The following is a 19,309-nucleotide window of genomic DNA, read 5'->3' on the forward strand; positions in this document are numbered from 1 at the left end:
TGAACCCGGTGGCGGCATCCAGGCGGGAAACCGCCACGGCCAGTGTAGGCGCGCCTACTGTGATGAGCTGTCTCCCCTGATGGGGGAGGGTGTGACCGCAGCACGAGCCGTCGACGGCGAAACGACCCGAGCAGTGGAGGCCCGGAGCATGGAGAGCCGACTCAAGGTACTGGGTCATCCGGTGCATCCGATGCTGGTCATGTTCCCGGTGGCCCTGCTGGTCACCACCGTGCTGTTCGACCTGATCGACACGCTCGGCGGGCCACGGTTCCTCGGCGAGGTGGCGTACTGGAATCTCACCGTCGGGTTGGTCGGCGGCCTGCTGGCCGCGGTCGCCGGGGCCTTCGACCTGCTGGCCATCCCCGCCGGGACCCGCGCGAAGCGGGTGGGCATCACCCACGCCGTGGCCAACCTCGCGGTGATCCTGCTCTTCGCCGCCGTCTGGGTGGTACGCCTCAACGCCGAGTCCCGGGCCGCCGGTGGCGCGCTGATCGCCATCGAGGTGGTGGCGCTGGGCATCCTCGGCGTCAGCGCCTGGCTGGGCGGGGAACTCGTCGACCGGCTCGGCGTCGGGGTCGACCGGGACGCCCACCTCGACGCGCCGAGTTCGCTGCGGCCGGCGTCGGCCGGACAGCCGACGGGAGGTGTGCGATGACCAGGAACTGGCGCGGCGGTCAGCAGGGCTGGGACCCGATGGGCGAGTTGCAGTCGCTGCGTGCCGAGCTGAGTCGGCTGCTCGGTGGCCGTCCCGGGCCGCCCGAGGTCGAGTTGGGCGAGATCCCCGACGGCTGGGAGGTGGTGGTCAGGCTGCCCGGCGTCGCGCCCGAAGAGGTGGCGGTCGAGTTGGACGACCGCGAACTGTGCGTACGGGCTCGGACGGAGGCCGAGGTCAACGCCGATCACGGCATTCCCGGAGGTTTCGAGACGCGCGGCTTCGAGTACCGCATACCGCTGCCGTCGCGGGTCGACCCGGAGGGCATCGACGCGGTGATGGACCACGGCCTGCTGCGGGTACGGCTGCCCCGGGCCACCCGGCCCGCGCCCCGCACCATCACGGTCGGCCGCACCGGGCCGTACCCGACCGCTGCGGGTACGCCCCGTGGTGCCGACCCGGCGGCGGACCGGGAACTCCACCAGCCGGACGTCGCCCCCGGCGAGTACGAGCGGTAATCCCCTGCCGTGGCCGCTCCGGACCTGCTCGCCCCGGCCACCGGGCTGGTGCCCGACGTGGCCCGGATCGCCGTACTGCGGGCCAACGCACTCGGTGACTTCATCTTCGTGCTGCCCGCGCTGGACGCGTTGCGGACCGCGTACCCGGGGGCGGAGATCGTGCTGCTCGGCGCGCCGTGGCACGCGGAGCTCTGGACCGACCGGCCGGGTCCGGTCGACCGGGTGGAGGTGGTGCCGCCGGCCCCGGGCATCCGGGCGGCGGGCTCCGGCGAACCCGAGGCGAGCATGGTCGAATTCCTGGCCGCCGCCCGCGAACAGCACTTCGACCTGGCGCTGCAACTGCACGGAGGCGGGGCGAACTCGAACCCGCTGGTCGCCGCGCTCGGTGCCCGGGTCACCGCCGGACTGCGCGCCGAGGACGCCCCGCCGCTGGACCGGTGGCTGCGGTACGTCTACTACCAGCCGGAGGTGATCCGCTACCTGGAAGCGGTGGCGCTGGTGGGTGCCTCGGCGACCACGATCACCCCGACGTTGGCGGTGACCGAGGCGGACCGGGCCGAGGCCCGCAGGGTGCTCGGCGAGCCAGCTCGCCCCCGGGTGGCACTGCATCCGGGTGCCACCGACACTCGGCGTCGCTGGCCCACCGACCGGTTCGCCCGGGTGGCCCGGATGCTGCACGCCGACGGGTACGAGGTGCTGGTCACTGGTACCCCGGCCGAGCAGGAGGTGGTGGACCAGGTGGTGGCGGCGGCCGGGGTGCCGGTCCGGCCCCAGGTGGGCACGCTCAGCCTGGGCGGGCTCGCCGGCTGCTACGCCGACTGCGAGTTGGTGATCTCCAACGACACCGGCCCACTGCATCTCGCCGGTGCGGTCGGCACGCCCACGGTCGGCGTCTTCTGGGTCGGCAACCTGATCACCACCGCCACCGGACTGCGTGGACGGCACCGACCGATCACCTCGTGGACGGTGCACTGCCCGGTCTGCGGGGTGGACTGCACGCCCGGGATCTATCCGCACCGCCCCGGCGACGGCGACTGCCCGCACCGGGACTCCTTCGTCACGGACGTACCGGTCGTCGAGGTGCTGGAAGCCGCCCGCGAGCTGTTGTTCCGCTAGAGACGGATGTAAGGAGGGGACCCCTACTAACGCCTGGTGTATAGGAAGGGTCCCCTCCTTACATCCGGGGGTCGGCGAGGACCACTTCCCACGCCTCGACGTCGCGTTCGGTGACGGTGGTCGGTGACTCCAGGTGGTAGGCCCCGCTGGGCAGGACACCGGCGCCGCCGTGCCGCGCCATCACGGTGATCTGGGCGGCGACGTCCTCGCCCTGATGGCGCTCGTGCACCCGCCGCCAGAACTCGAAACCGCCGCACTCGACCAGCTTGGCGCGGTCGTACAGGACACAGCCGCCGACCCAGGAGACCTGGTACGCCCGCCAGCTCCCCGGCGGCAACTCCAGCGCCTCGGTGACGTGCAGCAGGTTCGCCGCCGAGTGGATCTGCGCCCGGTCCCATTCGGGAGTGCCCGGGCGGACGTGTTCGGGCACCGGTCGGCCGGTCCACTCCCGGTAGTGCCGGTGCGTCTGCGGGCGTACGTCGTCCAGGTACGACAGTCCGTGCACCGCGTTGCCGACGAAACCGCAGCCCAACTCCTCGATCGCGGTGACCAGCCGGGCCAGTGTGCCGGGTTCCAGCCAGACGTCGTCGTCGAGGAAGAGCACGTACCGGGCGGTGGACGCGGCGAGCAGGGCGGCCCGGTGTTCGGCCAGCCCGCGTCGGGGCAGCCGACGGGTCAGCAGCACCGGATGTCCGCGATAGCGCAGGGCACGGACCATGGTGGCCGCGGCCGGGTGGGCGTACCCGGGGTCGCCGTCGGACTGGTCGCTGACCACCACCCCGAACCCCGGCACCCCCTCCTGGGCGGCGAGCCCGGAGAGGGTGACGGCGAGTTCGGCGGGCCGGTCCCGGGTCGGGACCAGGACGTCGAGCAGACGGTCGGCGCGGAAGGCCGCGTGGTCGCCGGTGTCGAGCGGTCGGTTCACGGCGCCTTGCCGGTGGTCGGCGGGACACCCGCACCGGGCGCGGTGACCGGCTGGCCCACCTCGACCGCCTGGCCCGAGCCGACCGCCTGGCCCGAGCCGACCGCCCGGCCCGCATCGACCGAGTCGACCGAGTCGCCCGCCTGACCCGCGTCGACCGAAACGGCCGTGTCGACCGAGCCGACCGTGTCGACCGAGCCGGCCGTGTCGACCGAGCCGGCCGTGTCGACCGAGCCGGCCGTGTCGACTGCGGTGCCCTGGCCGTGGGCCCGGATCCGCTCGATGATCGCCGAGGTGGAGCGGTCCGGCACGTATCCGAGCGTGCGGACCTGCCCGCCCAGTCGCTGCACCAGCGGTGCCTCGGGTACCAGGTCGGGCGGGTAGTCGCCGCCCTTGACGTAGACGTCCGGGCGGATGGCCTCGATCAGACCGGCCGGTGAGTCCTCCTCGAAGACGACCACGTGGTCGACACAGGAGAGCGCGGCGAGCAGGGTGGTGCGGTCCTCCACCGGGTTGACCGGCCGGTCGGCGCCCTTGAGTCGGCGTACGCTGTCGTCCGAGTTGACGGCCACCACCAGCAGGTCGCCGAGGGCGCGCGCCTGCTCCAGGTACCGCACGTGGCCCCGGTGCAGCACGTCGAAGCAACCGTTGGTGAACACGATCGAGCGCCCGTTCCGCCGATGCTCCGCGATGATCCCGGTCAGTCCCTCGGTGCCGACCAGCGCCGAGTCGCCCGGCGTCGGGTGGCCGAGCGCGGCCAGCAGGTCGTCGCGGCGGCACACGCAGGTGCCGGTGCCGGCGACGGTGCTGGTCGCGGCGAGTTGGGCGAGCTGCGCGGCGGTCGGCAGCGGCGCGCCGGCGGCGAGTGCGAGCGTCATGGTCGCCAGGTACGCGTCACCGGCACCGACCGCGTGGCTGGCCGGTACGGGTGTGCTGTGGCTGCGGGCGGGCTCTCCCTCGGCACCGCCCACCACCGCACCGTCGGTGTCCAGGGTCACCGCGACCACGTCGGCGCCGGTGTGTGCGCGCAACTCCGCCAGCCGGGACCGGGCCAGGACGGCCCGGTCGACACCGGCTCCGGCGTCGGCGTTCACGGTCACCCCGGTGCCGGTCACGCTGAGCCCGTCGCGGGTCATCGCGACCCGGCTCTCGCCCGGGGTGGGCTCACCGGTCGGTCCGTCGGTGCGCCGCAACCCGCCCGGGGCGGTGCCCACGGTCAGCTCCGAGGGTCCGTCGCCCAAGTCCATCTCGGGGTGTTCCAGGTGCAGGTCGGTCGGGGTGTCGGCGGCGGCCAGCCCGGCGGTACCGGCACGGGCGAGCAGCCGGCTCGCCTCGGCGAAGCTCGGCGTCACCACGGTCGGGGCGAGGCCACGCCAGTCGGCGAGGTCGTGCGCGTCCAGCGCGACGGTGGCGTACCGGCTGCGATGGGCGACCAGCCAGGCGCGTACCGGCGCAGGTAGGGCACCCAGGCCGTAGTCGCAGATCACCAGCGTGGGAGCCGCGCCCCCGGCGGCGGCCCGCAGTTCCTCGGTCGCGCAGTCGAGGGCGGTGAGCAGGCAGTCCACGCCCACGTCGGTGAGTGGGTCGTCCGGGTCGCCGGAGTCCTCGCGGAGCAGGATCTGGTCGCCGGCCAGCATCCGCCGCTTGACCGGGGTGGGGCGGCCGGGCTGGTTGACGGTCCGGTCCCAGACGCCCGCCCGGTCCAGACAGTCGTGCAGCTCGTCGCCGGCCACGTCGGCGCCGACCGGTGCCACCAGCACCGACCGGCCGCCCAGGGCGGCGACGTTGACCGCGGTGTTGGCCGCGCCGCCCGCCGCCGAGATGCGCCGCCGCAGGGTGAGGACCGGGGCCGGGGCTTCCCGACACAGCCGGTCGGAGTCGGCGAACCGCCATTCGTCGAGCATGGCGTCGCCGATCACCAGGACCGGGCGCCCGAGCCAGCTCTGCACGACGTCGGCGAGCCGGAGCTGTTCCGCTGCTGCTCGTGCCATGCCGGCGGATCCCCTTGCCGCTCCGGGTCAAACCTGTCCGACCGGCGGCCGGTGCGGGCTGGGTCACGCACCTCGGGGCGTTTCGGGCGTTCGGGGCCGGGCAGGTTTCCCACTGACCCATGGAGAGGAGATGCAGCATGGCAGCCACGTTGCAGGGCAAGCGAGTCGCCTTCCTGGCCACCGACGGTGTGGAGGAGGTCGAGTACGTCCAGCCGCGCGAGGCGGTCGAGCAGGCCGGTGCCACCGCCGAGCTGGTGTCGATCAAGCCGGGCCAGATCCGTGCCTTCGACCACCTGGACCCGTCCCAGACGTACGACGTCGACGTCAGCGTCTCCGAGGCGGACCCCGACCGGTACGACGCGTTGGTGCTGCCCGGTGGGGTGGCCAACCCGGACTTCCTGCGGGCCGACCCGGCGGCGGTGGCCTTCGTGCGGTCGTTCTTCGACGCCGGTAAGCCGGTCGGCGTGATCTGCCACGGCCCGTGGACCCTGGTCGAGGCGGACGTGGTGCGGGGCCGCCGGCTGACGAGCTGGCCGAGTCTGCGTACCGACCTGACCAATGCCGGCGCGACCTGGGTGGACGAGCAGGTGGTGACCGACAACGGCCTGGTCAGCAGCCGCAACCCGGACGATCTGCCGGCCTTCTGCGCCACGATCGTCGAGGAGTTCGCCGAGGGCCGGCACTGACCCGACCACCGGCACCACCCGTGGCCGGTCCGCCCGACACGCCCGCCAGGGCTCCGGACGGACCGGCTTCGTCCGTCCCGGGCATGTTTCCGGTGGTACGGGAAAACGGGCGCAATGACCACGGAGAGCCACCCGGAGCCGGTGCTGAGCAAGGGGCAGCTCCGGCTGCTGATGTTCGGCCTGATGACCGGCATGCTGCTGGCCGCCCTCGACCAGACCATCGTCGGGACCGCCCTGCCCACCATCGTCGGCGAGCTGGGCGGGATCAGTCACTACTCCTGGGTGGTGACCGCGTACCTGCTCGCCTCCACGGCCTCGACCCCGCTGTACGGCAAGATGGCGGACCTGTACGGACGCCGTCCGGTGTTCCTGTTCTCGATCGGGACGTTCCTGCTCGGCTCGTTGCTGGCCGGGCTCTCCCAGGACATGACCCAACTGATCGTCACCCGGGGTGTGCAGGGTCTCGGTGCGGGCGGCCTGATCACGCTCGCCTTCACCATCATCTCGGACGTGGTCTCGCCTCGGGACCGTGGCCGCTACCAGGGCGTCTTCGGTGCGGTGTTCGGGATCGCATCGGTGGCCGGGCCGCTGGTCGGCGGGTACTTCGCGGAGACCAACTGGCGCTGGATCTTCTATCTGAACGTGCCGCTGGCGATCCTCGCCATCGTGGTCTGCTCGCGGGTGATCCGGCTGGTGCCCTTCACCCGCCGCAAGCACTCGATCGACTGGCTGGGCGCTCTGCTGCTGGTCGCCGGGGTGAGCAGCCTGCTGTTGGCGCTGAGCTGGGGCGGCAACACCTACCCGTGGGGCTCGGCGGCGATCATCGGCCTCTTCGTCGCCGGTGCGGTGCTGGCCGTCGCCTTCGTGCTTCAGGAACGCCGGGTGGCCGAGCCGATCCTGCCGCTGCGACTGTTCCGCAGCGCCACCTTCGCCCTGGCCAACGGCGCCGGGTTCGTGCTCGGTCTGGTGATGTTCGGGTCGATCATCTTCATCCCGCTCTACCTTCAGATCGTCAAGGGCGCCTCACCGACCCGCAGCGGTCTGCTGATGCTGCCGATGATGGCCGGCATCATCGTCACCTCGGTGCTGACCGGCCGGGCCATGAGCCGGATCGGCCGGTACAAGTGGTTTCCGGTGAGCGGCTCGGTGGTGCTGCTGGTCGGCATGCTGCTCTTCACCCGGTTGCAGGTGGACACCTCGCTGTGGGTGGCGTTCGGGTTCATGACGGTGATCGGCGTGGGGCTGGGACTCTGCATGCAGTCGCTGGTCCTCGCCGTGCAGAACTCCGTCTCACTGCGGGACCTGGGTGCCGGCACCTCGTCGGCGACGTTCTTCCGGTCGCTCGGCGGCTCCTTCGGGGTGGCCATCCTCGGCGCGGTCCTCTCCGCCCGGCTGGCCGCCGAGATGGCCGACCGGCTGCCCGCGGCGGTCGCCCGACTCTCCCCGGAGCAGCGGGCGGCAGTGGGTCCGACCGGTGGTGCGGGAGTGTCGGTGGACGACCCGGCGACGATCCTGGCCCTGCCCGCCCCGGTCCGCGCGGCGGTCCAGGTGGCGTTCGTCGAGTCTTTGCACCTGGTCTTCCTGACCACCGGGCTGATCGCGATCGTGGCGGTGCTGCTCACCCTCGCCCTGCCGAACGAGCGGCTGCGCGGCGCCGGCCCGGAGGGGGCCACCGGCGGCACCGACGGTCTCGGCGGCGAGGGCCCGGCCCCCGGCGGCAAGCCGCTGGACCGCTCCTCGAAGCCGGAGGCCGCCGCCGAGATGGAGGCGAAGTCCCAGACGATGCTCTGACGTGTATCAGGATCGTGGCGGCGTGGCTGTTCGTGCGTCGGCGTGTCGAACAGCCACACCGCCACGATGAGGGGTCTCCCGGCCGGTCACTTGAGGATCAGGCGGTTGGTCTGCTCGAAGACGTCCAGGTCGGCGAGGGTCTCCAGGACGCTCGCGGAGAGCGGCTGCGGCAGCGCCTCGCGGTGGAAGAAGGCGGCGTCGGTGGTCTCCTCGGTGACCCGGGCCAGCCGCCCGTCCCACTCCTCGACCCGGAACGCGGTGGTGAAGATCTGGTACGTGTGGCCGTACATGTTGGTGTTGGTGCGGTCGGGTCCGGTGTAGAGGGCGAACGCGCTGACCCGAAGCGCCCGCAGTCCGGTCTCCTCGCGTACCTCCCGCACGGCGCAGTCGGCGATCGACTCGCCCAGCTCCATCGCGCCGGCGGGCATCGCCCACTGGCCGTTGTCGGAGCGGCGGATCAGCAGGATCCGTGCGTCGCTGTCGCGGACCACGGCCCGCGCGCCGACGAACATCAGCGTCCGGTCACCGGCCAGGGCGCGTAGCTGCCCGACGTACGAATCAGCCCAGGAGATGCTCACCCGGACAAAGTACGGGGGTTCTCGCGATGGATGTGTCGGAACTGGCCACGCCGTAACGTTTCCGGGCGCATCATCGCCGTTAGGAGTGGGCGGCTCTCGAAGACCTCACTCCCGGTGGGTGGCCCCGGCGTTCGCACCGCGCCGGGGCCACCCGTTCCTTTGCGGGGCGACCCGCACAGTCAGTATTGCGAAACTTGTTCGCATCTGTCCCCGTGATGGGGAAATAATCCCAGCTCAGGCGCTATTCGCTGGTGTCGACCAGGACCTTCCCGACGACCGAGTCCTCCACGGCGCGATGCGCGTCGGCGGTCGCCGACAGCGGAAAACGGTGCAACGGCAGACCGGCCTCCTCGCCCACCCGGATCCCGCCCTGGGCGGCAGCCGCCGCCACGTCCACCACCGCCTGCGCCTTCGCCGCCTTCGGCACGGTGTAGACCAGCACGAACTGCCACCGGGCGTTCGGCACCAGCAGCGGCCCGATCGGTAGGGTCACCTCGCCGCCACCGTCGTCCGCGTACACGCAGACCACCCCGCCGGGCCGCAGCAGACGTACGTCGGTGGCGGCGTTGCGGGCCGGGGCCACCTCGACGATGCCGTGGACCCCGTCGGGCGCGACCTTGCGGACCTCCTCCACCACGTCCTGCTCCCGATAGTTGATTACTACCGAGGCTCCGGCCGCTGCGGCGAGCTGGGCCTTCTCCGCGCTGCTGACCGTGGCGATCACGCAGGCGTCGGCCCAGGACGCGAGTTGGATCGCCGCGTTGCCGACCGCACCCGCCCCGCCCTGCACCAGCACCGTGTGATCGCTCAACGCGCCCGGACCCAGGCTGTCCGGCAGGTACTCGCCGGAGGTCAGGCAGCGGTGCGCGGTCAGGAACGGGATACCCAGGCAGGCACCCAGCTCGAACGAGGCGTCGCCGATCCGTACCGCCTGCCGCACCGGCACCACCGTGTACTCGGCGGCGGTGCCCCAGGGCCGCTGCCAGGCGGCCTCCCAGACCCACACCCGCTCGCCCACCAGCTCCCGGTCGACGCCCTCGCCGACCGCCTCGACCACCCCGGCGCCGTCCTGCCCGGGCGTCTGCCAGCCCGCCGGCAACGGGCCCTGGCGGCGGGCCTTCCAGTCGGTCGGGTTCACCCCGGCGCAGGCGATCCGGACCAGCACCTCGCCCCGCCCGGGTTCCGGCACCGGCCGATCCACCACCTGGAGCACCGTCGGGTCGCCGGTGCGCTCGTACACGACCGTCCTCATCGCGCCCTCCTCGACTCGGCGTGGGCGCCGTTGGCGTTACCCGACCCGGCGGCACCCATGCCGACGGAGGTCAAGCAGCCGTTCCGAGCACGACCTTCGCGTAGGCCGGAGAGCGGTCGGTGCCGGTTCAGCCGAGCCGGTCGACGAACTCCGGGGTCAGCTCGCCGACGGAGTCGAGCACCGCCGCCGCCATCCGCTGCGCGTCCGGATCCAGCGGGTACGACCCGTGCGGCACCGCCACCACGATCATCCCGGCGGCGGCGGCCGACCGGATGCCGTTGGAGGAGTCCTCCACTGCGACGCACCGGGCCGGGTCGACCCCGAGGCGTTCCGCAACGGTCAGGTACACGTCCGGCGCCGGCTTGCCGCGTGCCGTCTCCTCGGTCGACAACGTGCTGCCGAACTCGCCGGTCAGGCCGGTGGCGGTCAGCGCCGCCGCGATCAGCCGGGTCGGCGACGAACTCGCCAGCCCCAGCGGCCATCGCGCGGCCACCCGGCGCACCACCTCGTCCGCCCCGTCGATCAGCGGTACGCGTTCGGCGTACCGCCGGCTCATCTCCTCGACCACCTCGGTGGCGACCTGCGCGGCGGTGCGCCGTACGCCCAGTTCACCGCTGAGGTACTCGGCCCACTCGCCGGTGCTCATCCCCATCAGGCGGCGCTGGGTGTCCGGCTGCCAGGTCCCGCCCTGCGTCGCCACGTACGCGCGGCGGACCTCCTCCCAGACCGGCTCGGAGTCCACGATCACGCCGTCCAGGTCGAAGATCACCGCATCCACCACGACACCATCCTGCCGCACCCACCGCCGCTTGAAAGGAAGGGCCCCCTGCTAACGCCTCGTGTATAGGAAGGGACCCCTCCTAACATCCGAGCCGCGACGCACCCGGCGGCGTCGGTCGGGCGGTGCGCTGCCGCCTACCGGGCCGGCAGGCCGATCGGGCTGTCCGGCGGGATGACCCGGTGGGCGGCCACGGCGATCGGGTCGAGCAGTTCGCGCAGTCGTTCCGTGAGCGTCGGGCCCAGCGCCTGCCAGGGGCGGGCGGCAGCGTGGTCGGTCGCCTCCTCGACGGCCCGGAAACCGGCGCGACCACGGTCGGTGGGCTTGCCGTCGGGCGTCAGCCAACCCCGGTCGGCCAGCCGCTTCCGCGCCTGCGCCCACTCCTGCTCCGACCAGCCCCGGCCGAGCAGGTTGGCGGGCGGCATGTCGACCGCGACCCGCCAGGCCAGCGCCTCCACCGGATCGAGGTCGGCGGCGACGAGGGCCGCCACATGCCCGTCACCGCGATGCTCGCGCAGGGTGGTGGCGGCCTGCCAGAGCCGGGCCAGCGGGTACTCACCGCGCGGCAGCGCGGCGTTGGCCGAGCCGAGCACCCGACCGGCGGTCCCCGCCTCGTCGGCGGCGGCGGACAACAGCTCGGCGGCCTCGGCCAGGTGCTGCTCGGGCAGCTCGTAGACCAGTTCGGCGAGGGCCTGCACCGCCCCGGTCAGGCGGGAGCGCAGTGCCTCCTCGGGCCCGGCCAACTGCCAGACGGCGGGCAGGGCACGCGCCACCATGTGCGGGGCGAAGGTGAAGAAGGCCGCGACCACCGGGGCGGGACCGGTCGGCCCGAGCGGGGCGGCCCGACCGGCGAAGTACCCCCGCCAGTACCCGCGCAGCCCGACCGCCTCGTAGGCGGCGCGGGCGCGCGGGTGGAAGTAGGTGACGGCGTGTACCGGCTCGTAGTGCGTCCACATCAACCGGGCCGTCCGCCCGGGCTCGTCCGCCGTCGCCACCGTCATCTCCTACTGGGCGGCGAGGATGTCCACCACGAAACGCAGCGGACCGGCTGGACGGCCACCCGCGGCGTCGTTGCCGTACGCCTGCTCGGCCGGGATGTCGAGCTGCACCCGGCTGCCGACCTTCACCCCGACCAGGCCCTTGTCCCAGCCCTCGATGACCTGTCCGACGCCGATCGGGAAGGTGGCCGGCTCGCCCCGCTCCCAGGAGGAGTCGAACTGCTCGCCGTTGGCGAAGAGCACGCCCACGTAGTTCGTGGTGATCGACTGCCCGGCGGTGACGGCCGGTCCGGTGCCCTCGATCAGCGGGGTCACGGTGAGCTTGGTCAGCTCGCCCTCGCCCGCGGCCACGGTCGGCTTGGTGCCGAGCGCCGGGTCCGCGCCCTCGGGCAGCTGCGGGGCGGGTGGGGCCCCCGGTGCGCCCGGCTCGGTCGTCGCCTCCGCCGGCGCCGACGGCGCACCGGCGACCTGGTCGGGAGCGTCGTCGCCGCCGCGCTGGCCGACGATCACGAAGACGGTGATCAGCACCGCGACCACGGCGATTCCGGCGAACCCGCCGGCCCAGGCCTGCCGCCGCCGCTTGGCCTCGGCCGCCTTCTGGGCCGCCAACTGTTCGGCCAGTCGCCGTCGCGCCTTGGTCTCCTGCTCGCTCACGTCCTCGACTCCCCTGCTGAGAGGTGTGGGTGCGTCCGGCTACAGACGCCGTCGCCGACACACGGTACCTGGTGGCAGAGGCAGTTCCGACCATCGATCGTGACCCGTGGGAATTGTGCGGCAACTGGGACACCGGGCCACGGCTGCGACCGGTACGAGAAGATCGCCTCGACCGGTTCGAGGAAATCGCCGGTCAGGCCGACTTGCGGGGAGTCGTCTTCTTCGCCGGAGCCTTCGCGGCCTTGGTCGCCTTCTTCTCCGCGGTCTTCTTGGCCGGCTCGGCCTTTTTCGCCGGGGCCTTCTTCGTGCCGCCGGCCTTCGTACCGGTGGCCTTCTTCTCGGCGGTCTTCTTGGCCGGCGCCTTCTTCTCGGCGGTCTTCTTCTGCGCGGAGCGGGCGGAGGTGATCGGGGTGGGCTCTCCGGCGCCACCGCCGGAGGCGCCGCCGCCCTCGCCTCGGGCCGCGCGGGCCCGCTCCACCGAGGCCTTCAGCGCCGCCATCAGGTCGACGGCGGCGGGCGGTGCCTCCTCGACCTCCTCCGGCTGTACGACCTCACGGCCCTCCACCTTCGCGTCGATGACCTCCTGGAGGGCCGCCCGGTAGTCGTCGGTGAACTCGTCCGGATGGAAGTCACCGGCCATCGAATCGACGAGCGAGGTGGCCATCGCCAGCTCCGGCGGCCGGACCTTGAGATCCTCGTCGAGGAAGCCGAAAGCCGGCTTACGGATCTCGTCGGGCCAGAGCATGGTGTTCAGCAGCAGCACGCCCTCGCGTACCCGCAGGGTGGCCAACTGCTCCCGCTGGCGCAGTGCCACCTTGACGATCGCCACCCGCTCGGAGTCGGTCAGGGCGTCCCGCAACAGGAGGTACGGCTTGGTCGCCGTGCCCTCCGGCTCCAGGAAGTACGCCTTGTTGTAGAGGATCGGGTCGACCTGTTCGGCCGGGACGAACTCCAGCACGTCGATCGCGTGGGAGGTGCTCAACGGCAGTTCGGCGAAATCCTCGTCGGTGAGGATCACCATCTCCCCACCGCCGATGTCGTACCCCTTGGCGATGTCGTCGTAGGTGACCTCCTCGCCGCAGACCTGACAGGTGCGCTTGTACCGGATCCGCCCGCCGTCGGACCGGTGCACCTGGTGGAACCGGATGTCCTTCTCCTCGGTCGCGGAGTACAGCTTCACCGCGATCGAGACAAGGCCGAACGACACGGCCCCTTTCCAGATGGCCCGCATCCTGCACCTTCCTTCCCCGATATCGACCATGCTCGCATCAGACGGAACCGGGCGCGACGTGTTCGGCCTGCTACTACAGTCGGTTTCGTGCCCGGCGCGCCACTGAGGCCGATGCTCGCGGTGACCGGGCAACTGCCTGCCGGCGCCGGGTGGGCGTACGAGTTCAAGTGGGACGGCGTACGCGCACTGGCCGACATCGCCGCCGGACGGCAGCGCCTGTACGCCCGCTCCGGGGTGGAGATCACCACCGCCTACCCGGAGCTGATCCCGCTCGGCGAACAGGTCGACGACGCACTGCTCGACGGTGAGGTGGTCCTCTTCGACCGGGCCGGTCGACCCTCGTTCACCGCCCTGGCCGAGCGGATGCACGTACGGGATCCGGTCAAGGCGGCCCGACTGGCGGCGAGCGTCCCCGTCACGTACATGATCTTCGACCTGCTGCGGCTGCGTGGCACGGACCTCACCGGCTGGCCGTACGCCCGGCGTCGGGAAGCCCTCGACGAACTCGGACTGGGCGCGGCGCGGTGGACGGTCCCACCGGTCTTCCCGGACGGCCCGGCCACCTACGACGCCGCCGGTGAGCACGGCCTGGAAGGGGTGATGGCCAAGCGGGCGGACTCCACCTACCGGCCCGGCGTGCGGTCGCCGGACTGGGTGAAGGTCAAGCTGGAGGTGACCGGCGACTTCGTGATCGGCGGCTGGCGACCCGGTGCCCGCCGGATCGGCGGCCTGCTGGTCGGGGTGCCCGGGGCCGGTGGGCGGCTGATCTATCGGGGGCGGGTCGGCGGTGGGATCGGGGCGGCCCTGGAACGCGAACTGTTGCGGGAGTTGGAGCCGCTGCGCACCACCACCTCCCCGTTCGGCGGCGACGTGCCCCGGGAGGATGCGCGGGGCGCGATCTGGGTAACCCCCCAGGTGGTGGTGGAGGTCAAGTACGGCCAGCGCACGCCGGACGGGCGACTGCGGTTCCCCCGGGTCCTGCGGCTGCGGCCGGACAAGGCGGCCGAGGAGGTGGCGGATGCCGAGTGAGCGGCTCCGGGTCGACGTCGCCGGACGCACCCTGAAGCTGTCGAACCTGGACAAGGTCCTCTACCCGAAGGCCGGCTTCACCAAGGGCGAGGTGATCGACTACTACACCCGGATCGCGCCGGTGCTGCTGCCGCACCTGCACGACCGCGCGCTGACCCGGATCCGCTACCCGAACGGGGTGGAGGGCAACTCCTTCTTCGAGAAGAACGCCCCGGCTGCCACACCGTCCTGGGTGCACGTCGAGACGTTGCCCGCGCCCGGCTCGACGAAGGGCCGGGAGACCATCGACTACGTGGTCGCCGACGACCTGCCCACCCTCGTCTGGCTGGCCAACCTCGCCGCCCTGGAACTGCACACCCCGCAGTGGAAGGTCGGCGCACACCCCGACCTGATGGTGGTCGACCTGGACCCGGGTCCACCGGCGGCCCTGCGGCAGTGCTGCCGGGTGGCGCTGCTGCTGCGTGAACGGCTGGCCGCCGACGGGGTGGACAGCTATCCGAAGACCTCCGGCAAGAAGGGCATGCAGCTCTGCTGCCCGATCGCGGGTACGCAGTCCGCCGACGACGTGTCCGGGTACGCCCGGCGGATCGCCCAGGAGTTGGAACGCGAGCACCCGAAGCTGATCGTGTCGAAGATGGCGAAGAACCTCCGGCCCGGCAAGGTGTTCATCGACTGGAGTCAGAACAGCGCGGCGAAGACCACGGTGGCCCCGTACTCGCTGCGGGCGCAGCAGATGCCCTCGGTGTCCGCGCCGCTGACCTGGGACGAGGTGGAGGCGGGTGCGGCGGGCAGACGACCGTCGTCGAAGCCGTACACGGCCTCGGAGGTGCTGGAGCGGGTCGAAGAGTACGGCGACCTGCTCGCCCCGCTGCTCGAACCCGGCCCTGCGCTGCCTGCGGCGTAAGGAAGGGCACCTTGTTAACGCCTGCGGTATAGCAGGGGACCCCTGCTAACAGCTATCCCAGCCCGTCCCGCTCGGCCAGCACCTCGGCGATCACGCGGTGGTCGTCGACGGCCAGGGCGGGATCGGAGTCGAGGTGCTGCGCCAACAGCAGCATCGCCTTCCACAACGCCCAGCCCCGCGCCCGTGCCCAGGTGCCCTCGTCCTGCCCGACCGTCTCCCGGAAGGCGCGGCGGCTGCTGCCGGAGAACAACGTCCAGGCGATCACCAGGTCGCAGGCCGGGTCACCGACGCCGGACGTGCCGAAGTCGATCACCGCAGCCAGCTTCCCGTCCACCACCAGCAGGTTGCCGACCGCGATGTCCCCGTGGAACCACACCGGACTGCCCCGCCACTCGGCAGCCAGGGCGGCCTCCCACACCGCAGCGGCCCGCGCCACGTCGACCTGTCCGGCCAGGAGGCTCAGCAGATGCCGGGTCTCCTCGTCGTAGTGCCCCGGCGAGGCACCCCGGAAGAAGCTGTGTTCCCCGGCAGCCGGGCCGCCGGTCGCCTCGCAGGACTGTAGGGCCAGCACGAACTCGCCCACCGCGACGGCGAGCCGCACCGGGTCGTCGACGCGGGCCAGGTCCGCCGTCTCGCCCGGCAGCCAGCCCCGCACCGACCAGGGGAAGGGGTACCCCTCGCCGGGGACCCCGACACCCAGGACCGGCGGTACGGCGACCGGCAACTCCGGCGCGAGCCGGGGTAGCCACTCGTTCTCCTTCGCCACCGCCGGGACGTACCCGGCCGCAGTCGGCAGCCGTACGGTCATCGTCTCGCCCAGCCGGTATGTCCGGTTGTCGTGGCCGTCGCGTTCCACCGGCGTCACCGGTAGGTCGGCCCAGTGCGGGAACTGCGTGGCGATCAGGCGTCGGACCAGCCCGGCGTCGATTCCGGCACGGCCGTCGGGAGCGGTCGAAGGCATCCCGCGATCCTCATTCCGTCACCCTGCGTCGGCAAGGGATTATCGACGGATGGAAACTGCGCTGCCCGTACGTTCCGTCACCGGCCTCGCCGCGCGGGACCGGCCGTTGATCACCTGCCTCGACCACCGGACGGGTGCCCGCCAGGACCTGACCGCCGCAGAGCTGGGCGAGTGGTCGGCGCGCGTCGCCGGCCTGCTGCGGGACGGGTGCGGGCTGAGGCCGGGCAGTCGGGTGGCGGTGCTGCTGCCGCCGCACTGGCGTACCGCTGCGGTGTTGCTCGGGGCCTGGTCGGTGGGGATGACGGTGTCGTTCCGGCCGTGGGCCACCGCCGGGTTGCCGGTGCTGGAGCCCGGCGGCGACCGGCCGTACGACGGCGTGCTGGTCACCCCGGAACGCCTCGACGACTGGCTGGAGGACGTGCCGGAGGGGCTGCACCGCTACCTCGTCGGCACCGGGCCGGAGCCGCTGTCCGAGGTGCCCGCCGGATGGCTCGACTGGTCCGTGGAGGTGCTGCGGCACGGTGCGGCCCCGACCGACCGTCCCGTGCTGCACGCCGGGGACGCGGCCAGCCCGGACGGCACCAGCTACGCCGAGTGGGGTGCGGTCGCGAAGGTGGTCGCCGAGCAGCTCGATCTGCGGGTCGGTGACCGGCTGCTGGTCGACGTGACCGAGCACGACCAACCGTTGAAGTGGCTGCTCGCGCCGCTCTCCGCCGGTGCCTCCGTGGTGCTCTGCACCAACCTCGACCCGGAGCACAGGGACGCGGTCGTCGCCGCCGAGCAGATCACCCGTGTCCTGTGAACAGCCGCCGCCGAGATGTTAGGAAGGGACCCCTGCTATACCGGAGACGGTAGTAGGGGGCCCTTCCTTGCACCTCAGTCGACGGTTGGTAGGGGTGGGCCGAGGACGTCGTCGGCGTCGACGATGGTGTACGCGTACCCCTGCTCGGCGAGGAAGCGCTGCCGGTGGGCGGCGTACTCGGTGTCGATGGTGTCCCGGGACACGACGGTGTAGAAGTGCGCCTGCCGACCGTCGGCCTTCGGGCGCAGCACCCGGCCCAACCGTTGCGCCTCCTCCTGACGCGAGCCGAAGGTGCCGGAGACCTGGATCGCCACCGCCGCCTCGGGCAGGTCGATCGAGAAGTTGCCGACCTTGGAGATCACCAGCGTGCGGATCTCGCCGGAGCGGAACGCGTCGAACAGCCGCTCGCGTTCCTTGTTGGTGGTCGAGCCCTGCACGATCGGGGCGTCCAGGTATTCGCCGAGCTGGTGCAACTGGTCGATGTACGCGCCGATCACCAGCGTCTGCTCCTCCGGGTGCCGCTCGACCAGGGCGCGTACCACCGGCAGCTTGGTGCGGGCGGTGGCCGCCATCCGGTAGCGCTCCTCGGCCTCGGCCGTCGCGTACGACATCCGCTCGGCGTCGGTCAGGGTGACCCTGACCTCGGTGCAGTGCGCCGGGGCGATCCAGCCCTGGGACTCGATGTCCTTCCACGGCGCGTCGTACCGCTTCGGGCCGATCAGGCTGAACACGTCACCCTCCCGGCCGTCCTCGCGGACCAGGGTGGCGGTCAGCCCGAGGCGGCGGCGGGCCTGGAGGTCGGCGGTGAACCGGAAGATCGGCGCGGGCAGCAGGTGCACCTCGTCGTAGACGACCAGACCCCAGTCGCGGGCGCCGAACAGGTCCAGGTGGGTGAAGGCGCCGCCGCGCCGCGAGGTGAGCACCTGGTACGTGGCGATGGTGACCGGCCGGATCTCCTTGCGCTCGCCGGAGTACTCGCCGATCTCCTCCTCGGTCAGCGAGGTGCGGGCGATCAGCTCCCGCTTCCACTGCCGACCGGCGACGGTGTTGGTGACCAGGATCAGCGTGGTCGCCTTCGCCTCGGCCATCGCCGCCGCGCCGACCAGCGTCTTGCCGGCACCGCAGGGCAGCACCACCACGCCCGAGCCGCCCGCCCAGAACGCCTCGACGGCCTCCCGCTGGTACGACCGCAGCGTCCACGGCCTACCGCCGTCCTCGCCGCCCTGGGCCAGCTCGATCGGGTGGGCCTCGCCGTCGACGTACCCGGCGAGGTCCTCCGCCGGCCAGCCGAGCTTGAGCAGGGCCTGCTTGAGCCGGCCGCGCTCGGACGGGTGCACCGCGATGGTGTCGTCGTCGATCTTGTTGCCGAGCATTCCGGCGAGCTTCTTGCTCTTGGCCACCTCGACCAGCACCATCCGGTCGAGGGCGCGCAGGACGAGGCCGTGTCCCGGGTCGTTGGCGAGCTGGAGCCGGCCGTACCGGTCCATGGTCTCGGCCACGTCCACCAGCAGGGCGTGCGGCACCGGGTAGCGGGAGTACGTGATCAGGGCGTCCACCACGCCCTCGGCGTCGTGGCCGGCGGCGCGGGCGTTCCAGAGCCCGAGCGGGGTCAGCCGGTAGGTGTGCACGTGCTCGGGGGAGCGCTCCAGCTCCGCGAACGGCGCGATGGCCATTCGGCAGGACTGGGCGTCGGGGTGGTCGATCTCCAGCAGCAGTGTCTTGTCGGACTGCACGATCAGTGGTCCACCGCTCACGCGGAACCCCCTCCTCGGTACGGCTGATCGGCCCGCTCCGGCAGGTGGCTGACCTGCGGACGGGCGACCATCCAGTGTTGCACGTGCGGCCGGGTGACAAGAAAACCGTCGACGAGCTGCAACCCGGCGGGTACCTCGGTGCGTCTTGCACTGGGGAGACGAGTTGTCGAGGGCCGCCACTGGCCCACGTCGACCGTCACGCCGGTCGGCGTCGGCGCGCGTCCGCGCCGCGACGAGTGGGGCCAGCTAGCGGGGGCCGGGTCCCGTCGTCGCGGACGGCCAGCGGGGGCGAGCGCGTGTCCGAGCCGCACCGGCGACCCCGTCCACCGTTTCCCCGTCGCCTGCTCCGGGGTATGAACCCGCCGGATCGTCACGTGATGGTGCTGGTCGGTTGCGCTCCGGGGTGTCACCCTGGACGGCAGAGCCGGACCGTACGGGGGAGGGCGCATGACCGTTGACCAGGAAATGATCCTCGACCGCGAGCAGGCACAGTCCGCAGAACCCGTCTCCACCGCCACGGTGATCGCGTACGCCGCCCTCGGGGTGGCGCTGTTCGGCTGGTTCCTCTTCGGCTGGCTCGTCCTCCAGCAGGGCTTCGTGGACTCGGTCGGCGAGGCGCTCGGCACCGGATTCGCGTTGCTGCTGGTCGTGGCGATCGTCGGATCGGTCCGGCGCAGCCTGCGCTGACCGGT

The 19,309-nt window shown here is 72.2% G+C and carries 18 protein-coding genes and 1 pseudogene; 9 read left to right on the top strand and 10 right to left on the bottom strand.

Features of this window, described 5'->3' with window-relative positions:
- Positions 1-148: 148 nt before the first annotated feature.
- Genes ABZ738_RS05815 through ABZ738_RS05825 form a run of 3 tightly spaced genes read left to right on the top strand, consistent with a single transcriptional unit; the run spans position 149 to position 2,286 of the window.
- Positions 149-655, top strand: coding sequence for a DUF2231 domain-containing protein (locus ABZ738_RS05815; protein ID WP_131054201.1), 507 nt, complete (start codon positions 149-151; stop codon positions 653-655).
- Complete coding sequence (locus ABZ738_RS05820) at positions 652-1,170, top strand: Hsp20/alpha crystallin family protein (RefSeq protein WP_357211376.1); 519 nt, start codon at positions 652-654, stop codon at positions 1,168-1,170. Before ABZ738_RS05815 ends, ABZ738_RS05820 begins: the two co-directional genes overlap by 4 nt.
- A 9-nt stretch (positions 1,171-1,179) precedes the next feature.
- Positions 1,180-2,286: a glycosyltransferase family 9 protein gene (locus tag ABZ738_RS05825; RefSeq protein WP_131054199.1), complete on the top strand. Its 1,107-nt coding sequence runs from the start codon at positions 1,180-1,182 to the stop codon at positions 2,284-2,286.
- Between the two features lie 58 nt (positions 2,287-2,344).
- On the opposite strand, the gene ABZ738_RS05830 is transcribed toward ABZ738_RS05825, so the two are convergent.
- Both ABZ738_RS05830 and rfaE2 read right to left on the bottom strand, forming a co-directional pair.
- The gene (locus ABZ738_RS05830) at positions 2,345-3,211 is read right to left on the bottom strand and encodes a glycosyltransferase family A protein (protein ID WP_131054198.1); all 867 of its coding nucleotides are present in this window, start codon (positions 3,209-3,211) and stop codon (positions 2,345-2,347) included.
- 257 nt (positions 3,212-3,468) lie between these two features.
- Positions 3,469-5,199: pseudogene (gene rfaE2, locus ABZ738_RS05835) on the bottom strand (D-glycero-beta-D-manno-heptose 1-phosphate adenylyltransferase); the annotation flags it as partial.
- A 137-nt stretch (positions 5,200-5,336) separates the two neighbouring features.
- Here rfaE2 and ABZ738_RS05840 point away from each other — a divergent pair.
- On the top strand, positions 5,337-5,885 hold the full coding sequence (locus tag ABZ738_RS05840; protein ID WP_131057131.1) for a type 1 glutamine amidotransferase domain-containing protein: 549 nt from the start codon (positions 5,337-5,339) through the stop codon (positions 5,883-5,885).
- A gap of 114 nt (positions 5,886-5,999) precedes the next feature.
- Positions 6,000-7,676, top strand: coding sequence for an MDR family MFS transporter (locus tag ABZ738_RS05845; RefSeq protein WP_357211381.1), 1,677 nt, complete (start codon positions 6,000-6,002; stop codon positions 7,674-7,676).
- A gap of 86 nt (positions 7,677-7,762) precedes the next feature.
- Here ABZ738_RS05845 and ABZ738_RS05850 read toward each other — a convergent pair whose 3' ends face one another.
- From ABZ738_RS05850 to ABZ738_RS05875, 6 genes are all read right to left on the bottom strand, one after another.
- Entirely contained in the window at positions 7,763-8,254 is a 492-nt protein-coding gene (locus tag ABZ738_RS05850) for an NUDIX domain-containing protein (RefSeq protein ID WP_131056843.1), read from the bottom strand.
- Positions 8,255-8,495: 241 nt separating this feature from the next.
- A complete protein-coding gene (locus ABZ738_RS05855) occupies positions 8,496-9,506 on the bottom strand; it encodes an NADPH:quinone reductase (RefSeq protein WP_176092393.1) in 1,011 nt (336 codons plus the stop codon).
- Positions 9,507-9,633: 127 nt separating this feature from the next.
- Positions 9,634-10,287, bottom strand: a complete 654-nt coding sequence (locus tag ABZ738_RS05860; protein ID WP_131056847.1) for an HAD family phosphatase — start codon at positions 10,285-10,287, stop codon at positions 9,634-9,636.
- 134 nt (positions 10,288-10,421) lie between these two features.
- Positions 10,422-11,240 carry a hypothetical protein gene (locus ABZ738_RS05865; protein WP_357211775.1) on the bottom strand — a complete coding sequence of 273 codons (819 nt, stop codon included), beginning with the start codon at positions 11,238-11,240 and terminating at the stop codon, positions 10,422-10,424.
- A 48-nt stretch (positions 11,241-11,288) separates the two neighbouring features.
- The gene (locus ABZ738_RS05870) at positions 11,289-11,936 is read right to left on the bottom strand and encodes an FKBP-type peptidyl-prolyl cis-trans isomerase (RefSeq protein ID WP_357211385.1); all 648 of its coding nucleotides are present in this window, start codon (positions 11,934-11,936) and stop codon (positions 11,289-11,291) included.
- Between the two features lie 193 nt (positions 11,937-12,129).
- Positions 12,130-13,167, bottom strand: coding sequence for a Ku protein (locus tag ABZ738_RS05875; protein WP_131054480.1), 1,038 nt, complete (start codon positions 13,165-13,167; stop codon positions 12,130-12,132).
- Between the two features lie 87 nt (positions 13,168-13,254).
- Here ABZ738_RS05875 and ligD (ABZ738_RS05880) point away from each other — a divergent pair, with 87 nt between their 5' ends.
- Positions 13,255-14,196, top strand: coding sequence for a non-homologous end-joining DNA ligase (gene ligD / locus ABZ738_RS05880; protein WP_131054481.1), 942 nt, complete (start codon positions 13,255-13,257; stop codon positions 14,194-14,196).
- Positions 14,186-15,100: a non-homologous end-joining DNA ligase gene (gene ligD, locus ABZ738_RS05885; protein ID WP_357211388.1), complete on the top strand. Its 915-nt coding sequence runs from the start codon at positions 14,186-14,188 to the stop codon at positions 15,098-15,100. Before ligD (ABZ738_RS05880) ends, ligD (ABZ738_RS05885) begins: the two co-directional genes overlap by 11 nt.
- A 52-nt stretch (positions 15,101-15,152) precedes the next feature.
- Here the strand turns inward: ligD (ABZ738_RS05885) and ABZ738_RS05890 are convergent, their stop codons facing one another.
- Positions 15,153-16,061, bottom strand: coding sequence for an aminoglycoside phosphotransferase family protein (locus ABZ738_RS05890; protein ID WP_357211391.1), 909 nt, complete (start codon positions 16,059-16,061; stop codon positions 15,153-15,155).
- Between the two features lie 49 nt (positions 16,062-16,110).
- Between ABZ738_RS05890 and ABZ738_RS05895 the strand changes: the two genes are divergently transcribed.
- Complete coding sequence (locus tag ABZ738_RS05895) at positions 16,111-16,863, top strand: TIGR03089 family protein (RefSeq protein WP_357211393.1); 753 nt, start codon at positions 16,111-16,113, stop codon at positions 16,861-16,863.
- Between the two features lie 74 nt (positions 16,864-16,937).
- On the opposite strand, the gene ABZ738_RS05900 is transcribed toward ABZ738_RS05895, so the two are convergent.
- The gene (locus ABZ738_RS05900; RefSeq protein ID WP_357211395.1) at positions 16,938-18,617 is read right to left on the bottom strand and encodes a DNA repair helicase XPB; all 1,680 of its coding nucleotides are present in this window, start codon (positions 18,615-18,617) and stop codon (positions 16,938-16,940) included.
- 447 nt (positions 18,618-19,064) lie between these two features.
- On the opposite strand from ABZ738_RS05900, the gene ABZ738_RS05905 reads away from it, so the two are divergent.
- Complete coding sequence (locus tag ABZ738_RS05905) at positions 19,065-19,304, top strand: hypothetical protein (RefSeq protein WP_357211398.1); 240 nt, start codon at positions 19,065-19,067, stop codon at positions 19,302-19,304.
- The last annotated feature ends 5 nt before the right edge of the window (positions 19,305-19,309 follow it).

It is taken from the genome of Micromonospora sp. NPDC047793 (assembly GCF_040642635.1).
Lineage (GTDB): Bacteria > Actinomycetota > Actinomycetes > Mycobacteriales > Micromonosporaceae > Micromonospora.